Annotated in this window: 13 protein-coding genes and 4 pseudogenes; 9 read left to right on the top strand and 8 right to left on the bottom strand. The window is 72.1% G+C overall.

The genetic code is table 11. From position 1 onward, the window contains the following. Nucleotides 1–154: 154 nt before the first annotated feature. From ACZ4UV_RS49655 to ACZ4UV_RS49645, 3 genes are all read right to left on the bottom strand, one after another. On the bottom strand, nt 155–547 hold the full coding sequence (locus tag ACZ4UV_RS49655; protein ID WP_467848989.1) for an ATP-binding protein: 393 nt from the start codon (nt 545–547) through the stop codon (nt 155–157). Nucleotides 548–993: 446 nt separating this feature from the next. Next, the gene (locus tag ACZ4UV_RS49650; RefSeq protein ID WP_467848986.1) at nt 994–1707 is read right to left on the bottom strand and encodes a cytochrome b/b6 domain-containing protein; all 714 of its coding nucleotides are present in this window, start codon (nt 1705–1707) and stop codon (nt 994–996) included. Continuing rightward, a complete protein-coding gene (locus tag ACZ4UV_RS49645; RefSeq protein WP_451019452.1) occupies nt 1655–2377 on the bottom strand; it encodes a molybdopterin-dependent oxidoreductase in 723 nt (240 codons plus the stop codon). The genes ACZ4UV_RS49650 and ACZ4UV_RS49645 overlap by 53 nt, the downstream gene beginning before the upstream one ends. 435 nt (nt 2378–2812) lie before the next feature. On the opposite strand from ACZ4UV_RS49645, the gene abc-f reads away from it, so the two are divergent. From abc-f to ACZ4UV_RS49605, 8 genes and pseudogenes are all read left to right on the top strand, one after another. Further along, on the top strand, nt 2813–4447 hold the full coding sequence (gene abc-f, locus ACZ4UV_RS49640) for a ribosomal protection-like ABC-F family protein (RefSeq protein WP_451019451.1): 1635 nt from the start codon (nt 2813–2815) through the stop codon (nt 4445–4447). Nucleotides 4448–4526: 79 nt separating this feature from the next. After that, nucleotides 4527–6191, top strand: coding sequence for an ABC-F family ATP-binding cassette domain-containing protein (locus ACZ4UV_RS49635; RefSeq protein ID WP_451019450.1), 1665 nt, complete (start codon nt 4527–4529; stop codon nt 6189–6191). Nucleotides 6192–6305: 114 nt separating this feature from the next. After that, the gene (locus tag ACZ4UV_RS49630) at nt 6306–6869 is read left to right on the top strand and encodes a CGNR zinc finger domain-containing protein (protein WP_451019449.1); all 564 of its coding nucleotides are present in this window, start codon (nt 6306–6308) and stop codon (nt 6867–6869) included. A 685-nt stretch (nt 6870–7554) separates the two neighbouring features. Further along, on the top strand, nt 7555–7749 hold the full coding sequence (locus tag ACZ4UV_RS49625; protein ID WP_390035345.1) for a hypothetical protein: 195 nt from the start codon (nt 7555–7557) through the stop codon (nt 7747–7749). Between the two features lie 82 nt (nt 7750–7831). Continuing rightward, entirely contained in the window at nt 7832–8131 is a 300-nt protein-coding gene (locus ACZ4UV_RS49620; RefSeq protein WP_451019448.1) for a helix-turn-helix domain-containing protein, read from the top strand. Beyond that, nucleotides 8128–9733 (top strand): annotated as a pseudogene (locus tag ACZ4UV_RS49615) (helix-turn-helix domain-containing protein). The gene ACZ4UV_RS49620 and the pseudogene ACZ4UV_RS49615 overlap by 4 nt, the downstream one beginning before the upstream one ends. Nucleotides 9734–9788: 55 nt before the next feature. Then, nucleotides 9789–10351 (top strand): annotated as a pseudogene (locus ACZ4UV_RS49610) (transcriptional regulator). 30 nt (nt 10352–10381) lie between these two features. Then, nucleotides 10382–10480: pseudogene (locus ACZ4UV_RS49605) on the top strand (dihydrofolate reductase family protein); the annotation flags it as partial. 580 nt (nt 10481–11060) lie between these two features. Here the strand turns inward: ACZ4UV_RS49605 and ACZ4UV_RS49600 are convergent. From ACZ4UV_RS49600 to ACZ4UV_RS49580, 5 genes and pseudogenes are all read right to left on the bottom strand, one after another. Continuing rightward, nucleotides 11061–11846 carry a L,D-transpeptidase family protein gene (locus ACZ4UV_RS49600; protein WP_451019447.1) on the bottom strand — a complete coding sequence of 262 codons (786 nt, stop codon included), beginning with the start codon at nt 11844–11846 and terminating at the stop codon, nt 11061–11063. Nucleotides 11847–12230: 384 nt separating this feature from the next. Next, the gene (locus tag ACZ4UV_RS49595) at nt 12231–13448 is read right to left on the bottom strand and encodes a CU044_5270 family protein (RefSeq protein WP_467848970.1); all 1218 of its coding nucleotides are present in this window, start codon (nt 13446–13448) and stop codon (nt 12231–12233) included. Next, a complete protein-coding gene (locus ACZ4UV_RS49590) occupies nt 13445–14011 on the bottom strand; it encodes an RNA polymerase sigma factor (RefSeq protein ID WP_467848966.1) in 567 nt (188 codons plus the stop codon). Before ACZ4UV_RS49590 ends, ACZ4UV_RS49595 begins: the two co-directional genes overlap by 4 nt. Before the next feature lie 352 nt (nt 14012–14363). After that, the gene (locus tag ACZ4UV_RS49585) at nt 14364–14759 is read right to left on the bottom strand and encodes a carboxymuconolactone decarboxylase family protein (RefSeq protein WP_451019444.1); all 396 of its coding nucleotides are present in this window, start codon (nt 14757–14759) and stop codon (nt 14364–14366) included. 122 nt (nt 14760–14881) lie between these two features. Beyond that, nucleotides 14882–15392, bottom strand: a pseudogene (locus ACZ4UV_RS49580) (MDR/zinc-dependent alcohol dehydrogenase-like family protein); the annotation flags it as partial. Nucleotides 15393–15820: 428 nt separating this feature from the next. Between ACZ4UV_RS49580 and ACZ4UV_RS49575 the strand changes: the two are divergent. Beyond that, a partial coding sequence (locus ACZ4UV_RS49575) for an AAA family ATPase (protein WP_451019443.1) occupies nt 15821–17798 on the top strand: 1978 nt, incomplete at its 3' end.

Raw genomic sequence — 17798 nt, 5'->3', positions numbered from 1 at the left:
GAAGGGGCGGGTTGTGCGGGCTGTCTCGAACCCGGCTCCACCCTGGCCGCACAGCCCACCCCGCCACATCAGTCAGTTGACGGTCTGTACACCGACGGCACCGGCCCGCCCGGTGAAAAACGTGTTAGGTCAGACGACGGCCCCCGTACTGCCGTCAGCCGGTTTCGCCGTCCGCACCGGGGATGTCCATCTCCAGCCACACGGTCTTGCCCCGGCCGCTCGGCGAGGTGTTCCAGGTGTGCGCCGGCGCGTCGACCGGGTACAGGCCGCGCCCGTGCTCGGCCTGTGCGCTGCCCTCCTCGGTGAGCGAGTAGGCGGCCGGCACCGGCGGGTCGGCGTCCGCGTCCCGCACCTCCAGCCGGAGCCGGTCACCGGTCACCCGCAGCCGCACGTCCACATCGCTGCCCGCGTGGACGAGCGCGTTCGTCACGAGCTCCGACGTGATGAGCGTGAGGTCGTCCGACATGTCCGCCAGGCCCCAGTCGTCCAGGTGCTCGGGCACGAAGCCGCGGGCCTCCCGGACCGCCCGCAGATCACGCCGGTGCACGTGCATCCCGGCCACGCGCGTGGCCCGGCCGCCGTCCGTCCCCTCGTACCGGGCCAGCAGCAGCGCGGCGTCGTCACAACGAGGGCGTCGTGGCGCGGGTCGGCGAGGGGATCGGGGTCCGCCAGGACCGCCGGAGCTGCCGAGGCCAGGGCGCGCGCGGAGGCGTACGGGGAGTCCAGGGTCATCCGGCCGGGCAGGGTGGGGACGAACGGCGGGCGGCCGCCGATCACGGCGGCACGCAGTTCGCCGCCGTCGGGAGCCAGCAGGTAGACGGCCGCCGCCGCATTCAGGTGATGGGCGTTCTGGTGCACGGCCCGGTTCAGGACGGCGGTCAGCTCTCCGCCGGGCACCCCGGCGGAGGCCTGTCCCCGGCCGTACGGCACCGGTTCTTCCGCGTCCGGCACGCTGCGGTCGCCCATGAGCCCTCCGGCACGACCCGTCCCCGCTCATGGGACATGTCGCACCTTGTCGGCTTTCCCGGCTTTCCCGGCTTCGGTACCCGTGCGGTCCTCCGCCAGCCACCGTGAGTGGTGCCGCTCGGCCCAGGACCGGCTGACGTATCCGGTTCGCATTCCGAGTCTGGCCTCCGGGTCCTCGAAGGCCTTGCGCAGATGGCCGAGGACGACGAGGACGATCGCCCAGGCCAGGATGTCGTGGACGAAGATGGCGCTGGTGCGGGAGACGAAGGGCAGCAGGCCCATGAACCACATCAGCAGGCCGGTGGACATCATCACCAGCGCCGCACCGGCGATCCAGCCCGCGTAGAGCTTCTGCCCCGCGTTGAACTTGCCGGCCGGACGGACTCCGGGCCCGTGGCGTCGCCTGCGGACGGCGCGCAGCCACTGCCGGTCGTGCACCGCGAAGCGGTTGAGCCTGCGCAGGTCCGCGCGGAACGCGGGCGACAGGAGTCCCAGCAGGACGGGCAGCGGCAGAAGGATGCCGGACCACTCGTGGAGCGTGACCATCAGGTGCCGCCGTCCGACGAGCAGGGCCAGCGGCCCGAGGTACAGGCAGGCGGCGGTGACCAGGCACACCAGCATCAGCAGGCCGGTGGTCCGGTGGACCCAGCGTTCGGCGGCGGTGAAGCGGCGGAGCCGCTCGGCCGCCTCAGGCCGCGTCACCGTGCCGGTCGGCGTCGTCGAGCCAGCCGTCGACCGCATAACCGCGCTCCTCCCAGTAGCCGGGGACGACCTTGTCGGTGACCGAGATACCGGACAGCCACTTGGCCGACTTGTAGAAGTACATGGGGGCCACGTAGAGGCGCACCGGCCCGCCGTGCTCGTGGGTGATGGGTTTTTCCTGCATGTTCAGCGCCACCAGGACGTCCGAACGGCGGGCCTGCTCCAGGGTGAGGCTCTCGCTGTAGGCGCCGTCGAAGCAGGTGAAGCGGACCGCCGCGCCCGGCGAGCGCACCCCGGCGTCGTCGAGGATGTCCGCCAACCGCACCCCGTCGAAAGGCGTCTTCTCCACCCGCCATCCGTCGGTGCACACGACGTCGTGCACCACCCGGGTCTGCGGCATCGCGCGCAGCTGGTCGAGGGTGTAGCTCCTGGCCCGCTCCACCAGCCCGGTGACCCGCAGCGCGTAGTTCGTCTCGTCCTTGCGCGGCACCGAGCCCACGACGCTGTAGTACCGGAAGCCGCCCGGGTCGGGCAGGAGTCCGGTCAGGCCCGTGGCGTCGACCTGGGACGCCGTGGCGAGGAAGCTCTCCCAGCCGCGCTGGAGAAAGGGCGCCGCGGCGAGCCCCGCCGCACCCGCCCCGAGCATGCCCAGTATCGCCCGCCGGCCCACCGGCGCGCCCTCGGACCCCCGCTTCGGCCTTTTTGTCATGCCAGTGTGCTCCTTCGAGGCGGCGACGATCCGGCGCTGCCGGATGTACCCACACGTGTGAACACTGTCGGACCCTCGTACGACATCGTCACCTGTTAAACTGGTGACGATCGTGACACGGCCTTCCTCGGCCTGTCAACAACGTGGCAGACGGGACCAGCCCGACGGCATATGTCGCAGAGCACACACGTACGAGTCCCGTACGGAACGGGCGCGGGGCATCGGCTGCTAGGCTCAGGAAGACGTTGACCGTGTATCGAGGAGTGACAGACGTGGCGGGTGAAGACGACATCTCCGGGTGAGACCCGGTTCTGACGGCCACCGGCAGGCGCACAGGAGCGCGGCTGACGTGGCCCGTCTCGTCGTACCCCTTTTCCCACGTCTGCCCTGGGCAGAGGTCTCTTCCCTGCCCTCACACCGTTCGAGGTCATCGCCGTGTCCGACGCTTCCATCGTCTGCTCGAACCTGTCCTTCGCCTGGCCCGACGACACCCCCGTCTTCCACGACCTGTCCTTCACCGTGCCCCCCGGCCGCACCGGCCTGGTCGCCCCCAACGGCTCCGGCAAGAGCACCCTGCTCAAGCTGATCGCCGGTGAGCTCAGGCCCGCCACCGGCTCGGTGTCGGTCGGCGGCACCCTCGGCCACCTCCCACAGAGCCTGCCGCTGACCGGCGGCCTCACCGTCGCCGAGGTGCTCGGCGTCGACGCGGTGATCCGCGCCATCGACGCCGTGGAGTCCGGCGACGTCGACGAGGAGCACTTCACCACCATCGGCGACGACTGGGACATCGAGGAGCGCACCCGCGCCCAGCTCGACCGCCTCGGCCTCGCCGGCCTCGCCCTGGACCGCAGCCTGAGCACCCTCAGCGGCGGCCAGGTCGTCTCCCTCGGCCTCGCCGCCCAGCTGCTGAGGCGTCCCGACGTCCTGCTGCTCGACGAGCCCACCAACAACCTCGACCTCGAGGCCCGGCACAAGCTCTACGACGTGCTCTCCGACTTCTCCGGCTGCCTGCTGCTGGTCAGCCACGACCGCGCGCTGCTCGACCGCATGGAACGGATCGCCGAACTCGGCAGCGACGAACTGCGCCTGTACGGCGGCAACTTCACCGAGTACGAGGAGACGGTGCGCGCCGAGCAGGAGGTCGCCGAGAAGAACGTCCGCAACGCCGAGGCGGAACTCAAGCGCGAGAAGCGGGAGATGCAGCAGGCCCGCGAACGCGCCGAGCGCCGTGCGAGCAACGCCGCCAAGAACCTCAAGAACGCCGGTCTGCCGAAGATCTTCGCCGGCAACATGAAGCGCGGCGCGCAGGAGGCCGCGGGCAGGTCCGGCACCGTGCACGCCTCCCGGGTCAGCGATGCCAAGGCCCGCCTCGACGAGGCCGGCCGCGCACTGCGCGACGAGCAGCGCCTCACCCTGGAACTGCCCGACACCCAGGTACCGGCCGGCCGCAACCTCTTCCTCGGCGAGGGCATGCAGGTCCGCCTCGGAGACCAGGACGTGTTCGCGGCGGGCGGGGTCGACCTGACCGTCCGCGGCCCCGAGCGGATCGCGCTCACCGGCCCCAACGGCGCGGGCAAGACCACCCTGATGCGGCTGATCACCGGCGAACTCGCCCCGGACAGCGGGGAGATCAAGCGCAACGACGGCCGGATCGCCTATCTCTCACAGCGCCTGGACCTGCTGGACCTGGACCGCACGGTCGCACAGAACTTCGCCGCGTTCGCACCCGAGCGGTCCGACGCGGAGCGGATGAACCTGCTCGCCCGCTTCCTCTTCCGGGGCGCGCGGGCACATCTGCCCGTCAGGGTGCTCTCCGGCGGGGAGCGGCTGCGCGCCACCCTGGCGTGTGTGCTGTGCGCCGAACCGGCCCCGCACCTGCTGCTGCTCGACGAGCCCACCAACAACCTCGACCTGGTCGGCGCGGGCCAGCTGGAGAGCGCGCTCAATTCCTACCAGGGCGCCTTCCTGGTGGTCAGCCACGACGAGCGGTTCCTCACGGAGATCGGCGTGAACCGCCGGCTGCGCCTGGCCGACGGGACGCTCAAGGATGCGGGGGCTCCCGCGGTGTGAGCCGCCGGTGTGTGACGTGGCCCGCGTCCGAGGCCCCGTGCCCGGCGGGCCGACCACCGATCACCTTGGACGGTTTTCCGTGCCCCAGCCCGCTCTGCTCGCCCACGACCTCGTCCGCAGCCTGGGCGGTCGTCGTGTCATCGACGGCGTCTCCCTGACCGCCTCCCCCGGCCACCGCATCGGCCTGATCGGGGAGAACGGCGTCGGCAAGTCCACCCTGCTGCGGGTGCTCGCCGGCGTCGACGAACCCGACGCGGGCAGCGTCACCCGCCCCGCCGACCTCGGTTTCCTCCACCAGGAGATGCGGTTCGACGCGTCGTCGACCATCGCCACGGTGCTGGCCGAGGCCCTGCGGGAGGCCCGCGAGGACCTCGCCGAGCTGGACCGGCTCGGCGAGCGGCTGGCGCTCGTCCCGGAGGCCGACCCCGGCCACCGGGAACTCCTCGACGCCTACGGCCGCCGCCTGGAACTGGCCCAGGACCGGGAGTCCTGGGACGCCGACCGCCGCGCCGCCCTGGTCCTGGACGGCCTGGGCCTCGGCGCCTTCGGGCACGAGCGCGCCCTCGGATCGCTCTCCGGTGGCCAGCGCGGTCGTCTCGCCCTGGCCGCACTGCTGGTACGGCGCCCGTCCGCACTGCTCCTGGACGAACCGACCAACCACCTGGACGACGGCGCCGCCGCCTTCCTGGAGGAGCAGGTCCGCGGCCTGCCCGGCACCGTGGTGATCGCCAGCCACGACCGGGCGTTCCTCGACGCGGTCTGCACCGACCTGGTCGACCTCGACCCGGCGGTGGACGGCCCGGTCCGCTACGGCGGCAACTACAGCGCCTACCTGTCCGCGAAGCGCGCCGAACGGGAGCGCTGGGAACGGCGGTTCGCCGAGGAGCAGGAGGAACTGGAGGCGCTGCGCGAGGCGGCGGGCGTGTCCGCGCACCGGGTCGCGCCGGACCGGGGTCGTACCGACAACGAGAAGATGGGCTACGGCCACCGGGCGGGCCGGGTGCAGAACTCGGTCTCCCGGCGGGTACGCAACGCCACGCGGCGGCTGGAGGAACTGCAGCGGACCCGGGTCGCCGAACCGCCGGGGCCGCTGCGCTTCACCGGCGGCGAACTCGCGGCACACGCCGAGGAGGGCCCGCAGCCGCTGATGGCGCTGCACGGGGTGCGGGTGCCCGGCCGGCTGGCGCTGGACGCGCTGGAGGTGTCGCCGACCGACCGGCTGCTGGTCACGGGCGGCAACGGGGCGGGCAAGTCGACGCTGCTCGCCGTGCTCGCCGGGCGGCTCACCGCCGAGGGCGAGGTGCACCGGCGGCGCAGGCTGACGGTGGGGCTGCTCAGCCAGGACACCGTGTTCGAACGGCCCGACCGTACGGTCCGGGACACCTACGAGCTGTCACTGGGAGTACAGCGGGCCGAGAAGGTGCCGTTGAACTCCCTCGGCCTGCTGCACGACGCGGACCTCGGCAAGCCGGTCGGGCAACTCTCCGTGGGGCAGCGCAGGCGCCTGGCGCTGGCCCTGCTGGTGGCCCGCCCGCCCCAGCTGCTGCTGCTCGACGAGCCCACCAACCACCTCTCCCCTGCCCTGTGCGACGAACTGGAGGCCGCGCTGGGCCCCGGCCCCGGCGCGATCGTCGTGGCGAGCCACGACCGCTGGCTGCGCCGGCGGTGGCAGGGCCGCGAACTGCGGCTGGCGCCGGGAGCGGCGGGCAGGGGGACCAGGAAACCCTCCCGGACCGGGCCCTGACCTCTACAAAACTCCCGCACTGCCGTACGATTCCGTGCACGCCCCACGACCGCGCACCACCTGGAGCGGTGACGAACCCTTGCTTCGCCTGGAGTCACCTGTCAAGATGGTGATGTGAATCTTAACCATGTGTTCGTATGCGGCCACCCGGCTCTCGACTTCGCAGCCACGCTCCGGGCCCGGCGCTCGACCCGGTTCGAGATGTTCGTGACCCCGGAGCGGCTGAATGCCTGGTACCTGGAGTCCGGGCTGGTGGACACGATCACGCCGGGCGGCGAGGACGACGTCCGGGAGGCGACCGCCGTGCGCGAGGCGGTCTACCGGCTCGTCACCGACCGCCGCCTCGGCGAGGGCTTCGATCCCGAGGCACTCGAGACGGTCAACGCCGCCGCCCGCAAGACCCCGGTGACGCCCCAGCTCACCGAGAACGGCCGGCTCACCGAGGCGACCCCCGAACAGGCGCTGGCGACCGTCGCCCGGCAGGCCGTCGAACTGCTCAGCGGCCCGGACGTCCCCCTGATGAAGGAGTGCGGCAACCCCGAGTGCACGCGCGTCTACATCGACCGCTCCCGGGGCATGCGGCGCCAGTGGTGCGGCATGGAGTCCTGCGGCAACAGGATCAAGGCCGCCGCCTACCGCGCCCGCAAGAAGACGGAACCCGCCGCGGCCGCACACTGACCGTTCGACTCCCCGCCGCGCTGCGGCCCGGACGCCGCACCGGTCCGGTCTCCGTCGACGGCTACCTCATCCAGAACCCGGCCGCCGCCCAGAACCCGCCGGCCCCCTCGCCGGAGGAGGGCTACTGGTACTTCTTCTACTTCCTGACCGGGCGTGGCACGGCAGGGGCTACAGCGCGACCGGGAGGGCCTGGCGCGCGTCGTCTGGCACCGCGACTCGCCCCGACGGCAGTTCACCGAGGCCGAGTTCGCACAGGCGGCAGCGTCGTGGACCAACCGGACAACGTCAACGTGGTGATCCACAACTACCGGCACCGACTGGCCGCCGCGCCCGACGACCCCTGGTACGCGGACCCGGAGAACAGGCTGCTGGACCATCCCAGGATCACCGTTCCCACGGTCACGCCGGACGGAGCGGACGCCGATGATCCTGCCCCAGCCCCGCTTCCGTCCCCTCGGGGGCGAGGGCGCGGACGCACCAGAGGTATCCGCGGACCTTCACATGGCCCCTTCGAACATTGCCACTCGCGGATGTGCTGACTGCCGACCTGATCAAACGTGGAGAGGTCGCGCCGGGTCTGGATCTCACGCTTCCGTCACCGCCTTGACTGGTGACGATCGAAGGGGCATGCTGATATCCGTCCAGGCGACGAGCAGGGATGCGATCCACGAAGTGGAGAATGGTCATGAAGAAGGAACTCACCACGGACGCCGCCGCGGCGGAACTGCGTCACGCCCGGTTCGGCCGGCTCCCCGAGCGCATCCGCTTCGACCAGATGACCCAGGAGGTGGAGGCCGCCCCCGGCGGCGCCAAGGACTCGTACACCCCCGAAGGCAGCTGGAAGTACTACTCGTGCCTGGCCCTCGACCTGGGCCTGTAGCCTCCCGGGCCGACCGCCGAACCGGCGAACGGCGATGCGCTATCCGTATGACGGGTGCGCTTCGAGCGATAGGGGCGGCGGCGTGAGCATGAACCTCGAGGAGCGGGTCCGGTCGGCGGTGGCGGCGCTTCTGCACGCCACCGGCGAATCGCAGACCAGGCTCGCCCAGGCGCTGGGGGTCACCCAGGCCCAGGTGAGCCGCCGTCAGTCCGGCACCGCCGCGTGGAGTCTGAGCGACTGCGAGGCGGTCGCCGCGCACTACGGCATCGACGCGCTCGATCTCCTCGCGGGACCGACCCGGGCCGTCGAGGCGCTGCCCGTCGCCCGCCGCCGCACACCCGGCGGCGCACGTACCACCGCCGTCGAGGGGGCGGTGCGATGACGGACTTCGGAGCGATCGAGCCCTGCTCGCCGGGGCGAGGAACGAGGTCCCGCTGCCGGCCGCCGCGGAACGGCGCAGGCTGCGCGAGGAGCTGAACCTCTCCCGCCCCCAGCTCGCCCAGGCCCTGGGGGTCAGTTCGTCCGCGGTCGCAGGCTGGGAGACCGGCCGCGACCCGAGCGGTGAGACCCGGGAGAAGTACGCGTACTTCCTCGAAGGGGCACGCACCAAGCTCGCCGCCGTCGCCGCCGGGTCCCGCCGCGCCGAAGCGGACGGCGACCCGGAGGAACCCGACGACACTCGGGCGGTCGTCCATGGTGGTGACGACGGGGAGGTGCTCACCACTCCCCAGCCCTGTGTCCTGTGCGGACAGCCGGCCCACCACCAGGTAGCGGGCTTCGCCCAGCACCTGGACCCGGCAGACTGCAACACACCGTCCCCCTCGACCCCGTCCGCGCAGGACGCACCATCCCCCTCGACCCCCACCCGGCTCGGCACACCCGAGACCCGACGGCGCGACGCGGCCGACCGCCCCCGGTTCCCGGACCACGGCGGCAGAACCGCATCCGCATCCACACCCACACCCACATCCGCGCCCGTGCCCCCGCGGCGCGGCGTCAAGGTCGTGCCCGTTGGCCGGCGCCTGAAGTCCGCCGACGCCCCGGACCTGACCGGCTCCGCCGTCGCCGCCGCCCTCGCCGAGCACTCCGGAGACGTCGAGGCGGCGACCGCGGCACTGGTGAAACGGGCGATCCCGGACGCGATGGCCCTGCTGGACCACAGCCGCAAGGGCGGCCGCTACGAACTGGTCGCCCACCCCTGGCTGCCCGACGTGCTGCGCAAGCAGTCCTCCCGCGGCGCCGACCAGATCTGGGAGGCCCGCCCCAAGTGGACGAGGCCCGAACTCCCGCCCGACGAGCACGAGATCACGGCCCTGGACGTCAACGGCGCCTACCTCAGCGCGCTCAAGACCCACCTCCCGCTCGGCCAGCTCGAACACTCCACCGGCGACCAGCACGACCGCCGCCGCGTCGGCGTCCACCTGATCACCCCGCCCGCCTGGGAGCACGACGCCTTCCTGCCCAACCCGATCGGCAGCCGTGACGAACCCGGCCCGCTGTGGGTCACCGAACCCACCCTGTGCCTGCTGCTGCGGGTGTCGGGCCCGAAGTACGGGCTGTGCGAACCGCCGCGGATCCACGAGTCGTGGACGTCCGGCGCGACGGAGGGCCTGCTGGAGAAGTTCCGCGTCGCCCTGAAGGACGCCCGGGACCGGGCGATCACCGAGGACGACGAGGTGACGCTGGAGTACGTCAAGGCCATGTACTCGAAGTTCGTCTCCACGCTGGGGGAGTCCAACTACAACCGCGAGCTGTACCGCACCGACTGGATGCACCTCATCCGCTCCCAGGCCTTCGCCAACCTGTGGTGGAAGGCCCACCGCGCCTACGACGAGGGCCTGATGGTCTACGCGCCATGGGCACCGACGAACTGCACGTCACCGGCGACTGACGGGCGGTGTTCCCCGAGGGCCGGGGCGTCGCCGAGGTGAAGGTCAAGGACGTGTACACGGTGGCCACCGGGCCGTCCGACGACGACACGTGAACCGCTGTACCCTCATGAGCACCCGTCACCCGGCCGCGCAGCGAGGAGTGGAGAGATGCCGGAGAGGAACATCGACTTCGGCAAGTTCGGAGCCCGCGGCGTCAAGTGGCACGAGGCGGCGGCCCGCCAGCTCGACGCACTCGCCGGCTTCGTCACCACCCCGATCACGCAGCGCCGCGGTCTGCTCGCCCGGCTGCACTACCTGAACCGCACCGACCACGCCCGCCGGGCGGCCCGCGAGGCCGGCCTCACCGTCACCGACCGCACCCTGAAGGCCTGGCTGGACGGCAGACGCAGCCCCTCCAGGCCATCGAGACCGCCTACCGCACGGTCCGCCGCCACAACGTGGCCCGCTACCTGACCGCCCGCCCCAACCGCGAGGGCCGCGGCACCCGCGTCGAGTTCCATCCCCTCAACCAGTCCCAGGTGACCCGCCCGCACCAGCGCGTGGTCTCCTTCCGCACCCTCAACGTGCGCCACTGGGACCGGATCGTGGAGGCCTGGGCCAACGACGACGAGGACGCCCTCGACGACGCCTGGATCAACGACGCGACGGTGGACCTCGGCTCGGAGTGGGGCCAGTACGAATACGTCACCAACGTCGGCTTCGCGGCCTGACCCCCACCACCGGACCACCCCCACGGCACCGTCGACGGCGATCCGGCCATGGCCCTGGCATGGGCGAGGGAGACGGCGCGGGGCAAGGACGTACGGCTCGGCGGCGGGGTCTCCACCATCCGGCAGTTCCCCTGAGGCGACCGCGTGGTGCACGACCTGTCCGGCGCTCGATCACGGGTCCGTCCGCACAGTGCGGGCGGACCCGCACGTGTGTGACACACTCCCCGGGACCGCTGTCGGATGTCCCGCCGCGGCGCCCTCGATGTGGAAGGCCACGTCGAACCTCTGGCCCGCCTTCGCGGTACTCGCCGACGTCAGACGGGGCGTGAAGCGGACCACGGACAGCGGCAGCGCGGGCCACGCGCCCTGTGGCGTCTCGGCGGAACGGAAGGTCCACACCGTCCTGACACGGGTACTGGCCGGTGTGAGCGCCGGATCACGGGAGGTGTCCAGGGTCAGCCTGTATGCGCTGTCCTTCGCGGGAAGGGTGTACCGTGCGACGTCCTCGGCCGGGGAGACGCCGTTGGGATCGGAGACCTCCTCGCCGGGCGCCGTCGTCGTACTGCGGCAGGTAGGCCCGGACGGCGTTCCCGTTCCGGGAGATGCCGGGTGTGAGGACGGGCGGCGCGATGGTCGTGTCGCCGAGGGCCGGACCGAAGACGCCGACGTTGGACCGCTCGGTGTAGTGTTTGCCGGCCCGCGCGCGGGATCACCGGGCGAGGGAGGCCGCGTCACCCATCACCACGACCGGGTGGTCAGCGGGTTCGAGGGCGCGCAGCAGCCGTTTCATGTGTGACTTGGAGAGGCTGACGCAGGCGTGCGTGGGGCCGCCGTGGTCGACGTGTATCCATATGCCCCCGCCGCGGTTCGCGCCCATCGGCTGGGCGCCGTCCATCGGTGACGTACCGGGCTGCCGGTTGTAGTTGATGGCGACGACGTAGTCGAAGGCCCCGCTGAGCGGCTCGCCCTCGAAGCCGGTGCCACCGACCGAGAAGGCACCGGACCGGTGGTACGGCAGCTTGGTACCGGGGTCGGCCAGACGCCCGCCGGCGTCGGTGAGGCCGAAGACGCCGATGGGGCTGTGCAGGTCGCCCGCGTAGTGCTCGTCGGTCCACCCCCGGTAGCCGTTGTGCGCGGCCCACACCGCGCCCGGACGCCAGCCCCCGTCGACACGCTGCCAGAGCACGGCCTTCGAGGACGCCGATGTCCTGCCCGCTCCCGTGACGAGGAGCACCTGGCGGGTGGCGGCCGGGATGCGCGCGAGGGTCTTGGGCCCGAGCCCCGGCAACCGGGCGGGAAGAGGCGGCCGTGGCCGGGCCGTCGTGCGGGGCGCGGCGGGCGCGGGCGCCTGCTGTCCGACCGCCGCCCGGGCGGCGTCCTGCACGGTCGCGGACCGGGCGGAGCCGCCCTCGGGCAGGTGGAGGTAGGCGGCGACGCCGAGTGCGGACGCGATGACCGCCACGGACGCCGACAGATAAGGCCTGGGAAGGCGCATGGGTACAGGCTTTCTCGGAAGAGGGGGAGGAATCGGGGGAGAGGGGGCACGGACACCTGACGTCGGCACAGGTGTCGTCCACGAACGTCACGGGAGCCGGCCCAGGCCGCGCAGAGGTTCCACGGCAGCTCGGACCGGGACACCACGGACACGCCAGGGACCGCCCGGAGGCCGGGGACCGGCCACGGCGCCGAAATCGCGGGCCGTGGCGCCGAGACGGCGCTCCGCCCCGCACAAGGCGGACGCGGTCAGGGACATGAGCCGTCTTTCGGGGATCCGCCGTGCCGTGTCAGTGGCAGTCCCCGCCCCGGCCGTCCGCTGCCCGCCATGGGCAGGGCGGCGTGCCGCCCTGCCTCGCGCGGGCCACGCCGCTTGGGGCTCGGCTCAGCCGCGGGCGTTCTTCGGCACGCTGATCTGGTGCTCGCCCCAGCTCATCCGGGTGGTCGCCTGGTAGTTGACCGACGTGCCCGCCTCGAGGCCCGCCGCCTCGGCCCTGACAGAGGGTGCCACCAGCAGGAGCTGATCGCAGAGCATCGCGCCGGTGGCCGGATCGACGATCAGCCGCTGCTTCGTGGTGCCCAACGCCGTCCGGTACGTCTCGGGGAACTCGACGCCGACACCCTCGCGCCCCAGCGGGTCGGTGACGTGCCCGACCACCCGCACTCCGGGCAGCGCGGCCATCACACGGTACGCCGCCGCCCGCACGGCCGGCGTCACGGGCATCGTGACGAGGTTGCCGGCCTGACGCAGCATCCAGGTGCTGCGGTCCGACGTGCCGCTGTCGGCGCTGCTGCCCTGCGCGTACAGTCCCTCCAGGTAGCGGCGCAGCTCCGCGCCTGTGGCGGGCAGCGCCCGAAGGTCCTGGTAGGAGACGTTGTCCGGACCGACGGCGTAGATCTTGTCATCGACGTTCGTCCGCATGACCGTCGGCCGGCCGCTTCCCAACGTGTACGACCTGTCGACGTCACCCTTCTTCCAGGCCTTCACGGTGACGTTGCGGGGCGAGCCCGCGGCACGCCAGCGTGCCTCGTCCGCCGCGGTCAACGGCTCGGTCACGTCGTCCAGTCCGGTGACCATCAGACTCCTGGTTCCGGTCCGCACACCCACCGACCATTCCTGGGTCGAGGAGTTGCCCACGGCGAAGGACCGCTCGTTCGCCTCGGCGACGTCCACGTTCTGCGACCGCGTGGTGGTCTGCCAGTACGTGCCCTCGGCGGCCGAGGCCGCCGCGTTCCTGGCCGCGCTGAGCAGTTCGATGTGACCGTCGACGCGGACGTCCTTGCCGGTGCCCGACGACTGCGTCCCCGAGGAGGAACGCGGCTGGGCGACGGGCCGGTCGGCCGGTGCCTGCCGGCCGACCGTACCCACGGCCACCACCACCGACGCCGCCACGGCTACGAGGGCCACCGCTCCCAGCGGACGGAAACCGCATCTGCGGCGCGGCGCGCGGCCGTCGTCCGAGGCTTCGGCGGTGATGCGGGCGAAGTCCTGCCGCTGCCGCGTCGGATCCGACAGCCGGGAGGGATCCAGCGCGCCGGGCCGCGCGTCCGCGAGCGCCTTCATGACGTCGGGCCGCCCGGATCGCTTGGTGGGGTTCTTCATGCAGGCGCTCCTTGGCCATGTGCGGGACATGAGATGTGTGCGGCGTCCACGGGCAGTGCCGTCTCTGGCACCTGTGCCGTCTCCAGAGCCCTCTCCAGACGGCGCCGGGCCCGGTACAGCCGGACGGTCAGGGTCGCGACGGTGCAGTTCAGGACCCGAGCGGCATCTCGGGCGCTCAGGCCGTGCCAGGCGATCAGCGTGAGCAGTTCCCGGTCGGTCTCCGAGAGGCTCGCAAGGGCCTGAAGCGCGGCGTGCCGGTCCGTGACCACCGTCGCGATGTCACCGGTGTCGGTCCGGCCGCTGCTGATGCGGTGTGCCTCCTCGGCGGCGAGCATGTACCGGAGGCCGTCCCGGCGACGCAGTTCACGCACCAGGTTGCGGGCCACACCCAGGAGCCAGGGCAGCGGCGGGTGGGGGATGTCGCCCACCCGCCGCCAGGCGATGGTGAAGGTCTCGCTGGTGATGTCCTCCCCCATCTGCCTGCCGACCAGGCTCGTGGCATAGCCAAGGACACGCGAGTAGTGGTCTTCGTAGACACCGTGGAAGCGCTCGGCAGGCGTCACGCGCCCTCCTCTCGTCTCGGCTTTCACACCGGGGAATGCGCGCAGCGACCTGTTTCTTACATGTGGACGCGAAAAAACTTCCCGTGACCGGCGTCACGCCGAGGAGTATCCGGATCACCTGCCCTGCTGCTGACCACGGCGCGGGCACACGCCCTGCCACCGACTGCATGTCTCCCGAACAGCGCACACCTCCAGGCGGGTTCGCTCCGCCGAAGCGCCTGTCGGCCGACAGCGCGATACCGCGAGGTGGCGGCACATCACGGAGCGGCCTGCGCCTCTGGAACACACCCAGCGGCCCCGCGCCCAGGAGCGCCCGACGGCCGCGGCCGCGCCGAACTGCCCCGTATCACCGTCACTTCGTGCAGGTGCAGTCCCGCAGCGCGCCGAGCACCATGACCCCGTAGCGCCAGGCGCGGTCCGCCGGCGCGAGCTCGGGGCTGTCGATCTGCCGGGCACGGATGAGCTGCCGGGTCCGCTCGCCGACCCCGGCCGACTGCGACATGGGGTCGTGCTGGGCGGCGACGAAGGTACTGCCGGTGTACTCGGCGACGGTGAGGATCACCAGTTCACGGGCGCGAGCCGACAGCTCCAGCGAGGTGAACTGCGCTCTGGCGAGCTGCACGAACGGCTGCACCGTCCCGGCGGAGTGGGACATCATCCTGACCATCGGGTCGGGCGGCAGGGTGTCGAGGAATGCGCGGGTCTCGGCCGGGAACGACGCGGCGTCCGGATCGGTCAGGCGGGGCATGTCGTACTCCGATCGTTCGGGAATCAGCGGCGATGTCGAAGCCGGTCTCACTCAGGTTCCGGAAGTGGCCGTCCTCGGCGAAGGTGCCGAAGATCGCGATCTCCCGGCTCTGGGTGGAGCCGTCCGCCAAGGCGGGCCAGCAGGGCCGCCACCGAGCAGCCGACCCTGCCGCCGCCGACCACCGCGATCCGGTCGCCGATCAGGGGCGCCGCGTCCCACAGGGCGTTCACGGCGGTCTCGACCGTGCCGGCGAGGAGGGCCCGCCCGGGCGGGCCCGCCGTCGGGCAGCGGGGTCACCGCGCTCGCGGGGACGACGTAACGGGTCTGGTGCGGGTACAGGCAGAACACCGTCCGGCCGGTCAGGCCGGCCGGACCCGCCTCGACGACGCCGACGTTGAGGTAGCCGTACTTCACCGGGCGGGGGAAGTCGCCTTCCTGGAACGGTGCCCGCATCACATCCTACTGACTGCGGGGCACCTGACCGCGGAAGACCAGCGTCTCGGTGCCGCGGCTGACCCCGGACCGCGGCGTGCGCACCACGACGTCACCGTCCCCGGGGTCCGGCAGGACGACGTCACGTATCTCGCCGTGGCTCGGCGAGCGCAGCCAGAACGCGCGGGCGGAGTGGGGCATCGGAGTGTTCCTCCTGACGGGCGGGGCCGTCGGACCGGCAGAACATGTCTCGCAGCAGAAGGTACACACTCCTCGTGCGCTCCCGAGGGCCCGACCGGACGGTCCGTAGGGGGCCGGGAAGTCCCTCAACAAGAACTATTTCGGCCATACCAGGTGACGGAACCCCCCGGAGGCATCTAGTCTCCTGCGTGAAGGTGTGCCCGAGGTATGCGTGAGTTGTGGACACAGCGGGTGTGTGGCACGGCGGCCGGCCGCACACACCCTCGATCCAGGGGGCGGACGGCGGGGAAGTGTTCGCCAGGCGGGCGTCAAGGACGACGTACTCCCGCCATGACGCCTGCCGATCCGCGCGCACGGACGGGAGTGTCCGGGCCGGACTGGTTCAGCGGTGAAGGGAGTGCGCGACTGTGGAGTCGAGCGTCGGGACAATGGTCGGCCGTGAGAGCGAGCAGGAGACGCTGTCGGCTCTCGTGACGGACCCGGGAGGACGGGCCCTCGTCCTGCGGGGTGACACCGGGGTCGGCAAGAGCGCTCTGCTGGACCACGCCGCCGACATCGCGACGGCCGAGAAGCACCGGGTGATCAGGGCGGCCGGGGTGGAGGCCGAGTCGGAGCTGCCGTTCGCCGGGCTGCACCAGTTCCTGTATCCGCTGCTCACCTACATCGACCGGCTGGACGACGGCCACCGCCGGGTCTTCGACGTCGTCTTCGGCAGGGGCAGCGAGAGCGCGCCGCCCTCCGTCATGACTCTCGGCATCGCCGTCCTGGACCTGCTCTCCCTCGCGGCGTCGCAGAAGCCGCTGCTGCTGGTCCTCGACGACGGTCAGTGGTTCGACACCTCCAGCACCGAGGTGTGCGGTTTCGTGGGGCGCCGGCTGACCGGCAGTTCGGTGAAGCTCGTCGTCGGCCTGCGCTGCGACGTGCCCTCCGGCTTCGACACGGCCGCCCTGGCCGGCCTGACGGTGACCACCCTCTCGGAGAAGGCCTCCGAGGAACTGCTGGACATGCACCACCCGGGGCTGGAGCCGAACGTCCGCCGTCTCGTCCTGGACGAGGCCCAGGGCAACCCGCTGGCGCTGCTGGAACTGCCTCCCTATGTGCGGGGGCGCCGGGCGGAGCGCACCCCCGAGGAACTGCTCGGCTACTCCGGCATCCCGCTCCCCCAGCGCCTCCAGCACGTGTACGGCGCGCGCATCGAGTCCCTCGGCGGGCCGGTGCGGGCCGAGTTGCTGCGCGGCGCCCTGGACGGCGTCGGAGCGGGGACGGCGGCCGGCCGCACCCGGGGCACGCGTTACCGCATGATGGACGCCGACGAGGCCGCGGCCTGCGGCCTGCTGGACATCGACCCGCTCACCGGCGACTTCCTCTTCCGGCACCCGCTGGTGCGCTCGACGGTGGTCCAGATGGCGACCCCGAACGAGCGGCGGGCGGCGCACGCGGCGCTGGCGGGGGTGCACCGGGACGACGTGGAGCGGCGGGCCACTCATCTGGCGGCCGCCACGGTGGACCCGGACGAGGAGGTGGCGGCCGCGCTGGAGCGGGCGGCGCAGTCCGCGACCCGGCGCGGCGGGGCACTGGCCGCCGTCGCCTGGCTGACCCGCGCGGCGGAACTCAGCGAGAGCCGCGAGGACCGCTCCCGCCGGATCGCCGACGCGGCCTTCATCGCCGGACACGCGGGCCTGCTGGACCAGGCGCAGCACCTGGTCCGCTCGGACACCGCGTCCGGGAGGCAGGAGTCCCCGGCCTCGGTGGTGACCTCCGCCTACGTCGCGCTGTACGAGGACGGAGACGTGCGGTCGTCCCGGCACCAGGTCCTGGCGGCGGTCGAGACCATCCGGGACAGCGGGGCGCGGGAGCCGGGCGAGGTGCTCACGCGTCTGGTCAACCTGCTGCTGGCGATCAGCCAGTACGCCGGCGACGAGGCCGGGTGGGAGCAGGCGCACGAGGTGCTGGGCTCCCTCGGCGACCTGGTGCCCCCGCTCTCCCGGATCTACCAGGACGCCTGGGGGGACGTGGTGCGCCGCGGTACGGGTGTGCACACACGGGTGGACCGCGCCTTCGCCGAACTGCGTGACCTCGAACCGTGGGACGTCAGCAGACTGGGGGTCGCGGCGTACCACGTGGACACCCTCAGCCGGTACCGCCCGCACCTCCAGCGCATCGTGGACCGCGAGGTGGAGACGGGGGCCATGGTCACCGGCATGACGATGCTGCACCTGATCATGCTCGACCAGATCGCGGTCGGCGAGTGGGCGGAGGCCGAGCAGACCGGACAGCGCTGCCTGGAGCTGACGACCTCGCACCGGCACGCGCTGTTCGCCCATCACAGCCGGGCGTACCTCGGTCTGCTCGCCGCCCTGCGCGGCGACACGGACCACGCCCGCGAACTCCAGGCCCACGTCGACA

It is taken from the genome of Streptomyces sp. NPDC028289 (genome assembly GCF_055565975.1).
The sequence above is the reverse complement of the archived record's forward strand: the minus strand, read 5'-3'. Positions and strand labels throughout refer to the sequence as shown.

Bases quoted from the DNA above. Each gene is read 5' to 3' on its own strand.
- ACZ4UV_RS49650 (WP_467848986.1), bottom strand. From the start codon at position 1,707: ATGCGGTCGACGGCTGGCTCGACGACGCCGACCGGCACGGTGACGCGG.
- ACZ4UV_RS49645 (WP_451019452.1), bottom strand. From the start codon at position 2,377: ATGACAAAAAGGCCGAAGCGGGGGTCCGAGGGCGCGCCGGTGGGCCGG.
- ACZ4UV_RS49625 (WP_390035345.1), top strand. From the start codon at position 7,555: ATGAAGAAGGAACTCACCACGGACGCCGCCGCGGCGGAACTGCGTCAC.
- ACZ4UV_RS49600 (WP_451019447.1), bottom strand. From the start codon at position 11,846: ATGCGCCTTCCCAGGCCTTATCTGTCGGCGTCCGTGGCGGTCATCGCG.
- ACZ4UV_RS49595 (WP_467848970.1), bottom strand. From the start codon at position 13,448: ATGAAGAACCCCACCAAGCGATCCGGGCGGCCCGACGTCATGAAGGCG.
- ACZ4UV_RS49585 (WP_451019444.1), bottom strand. From the start codon at position 14,759: ATGCCCCGCCTGACCGATCCGGACGCCGCGTCGTTCCCGGCCGAGACC.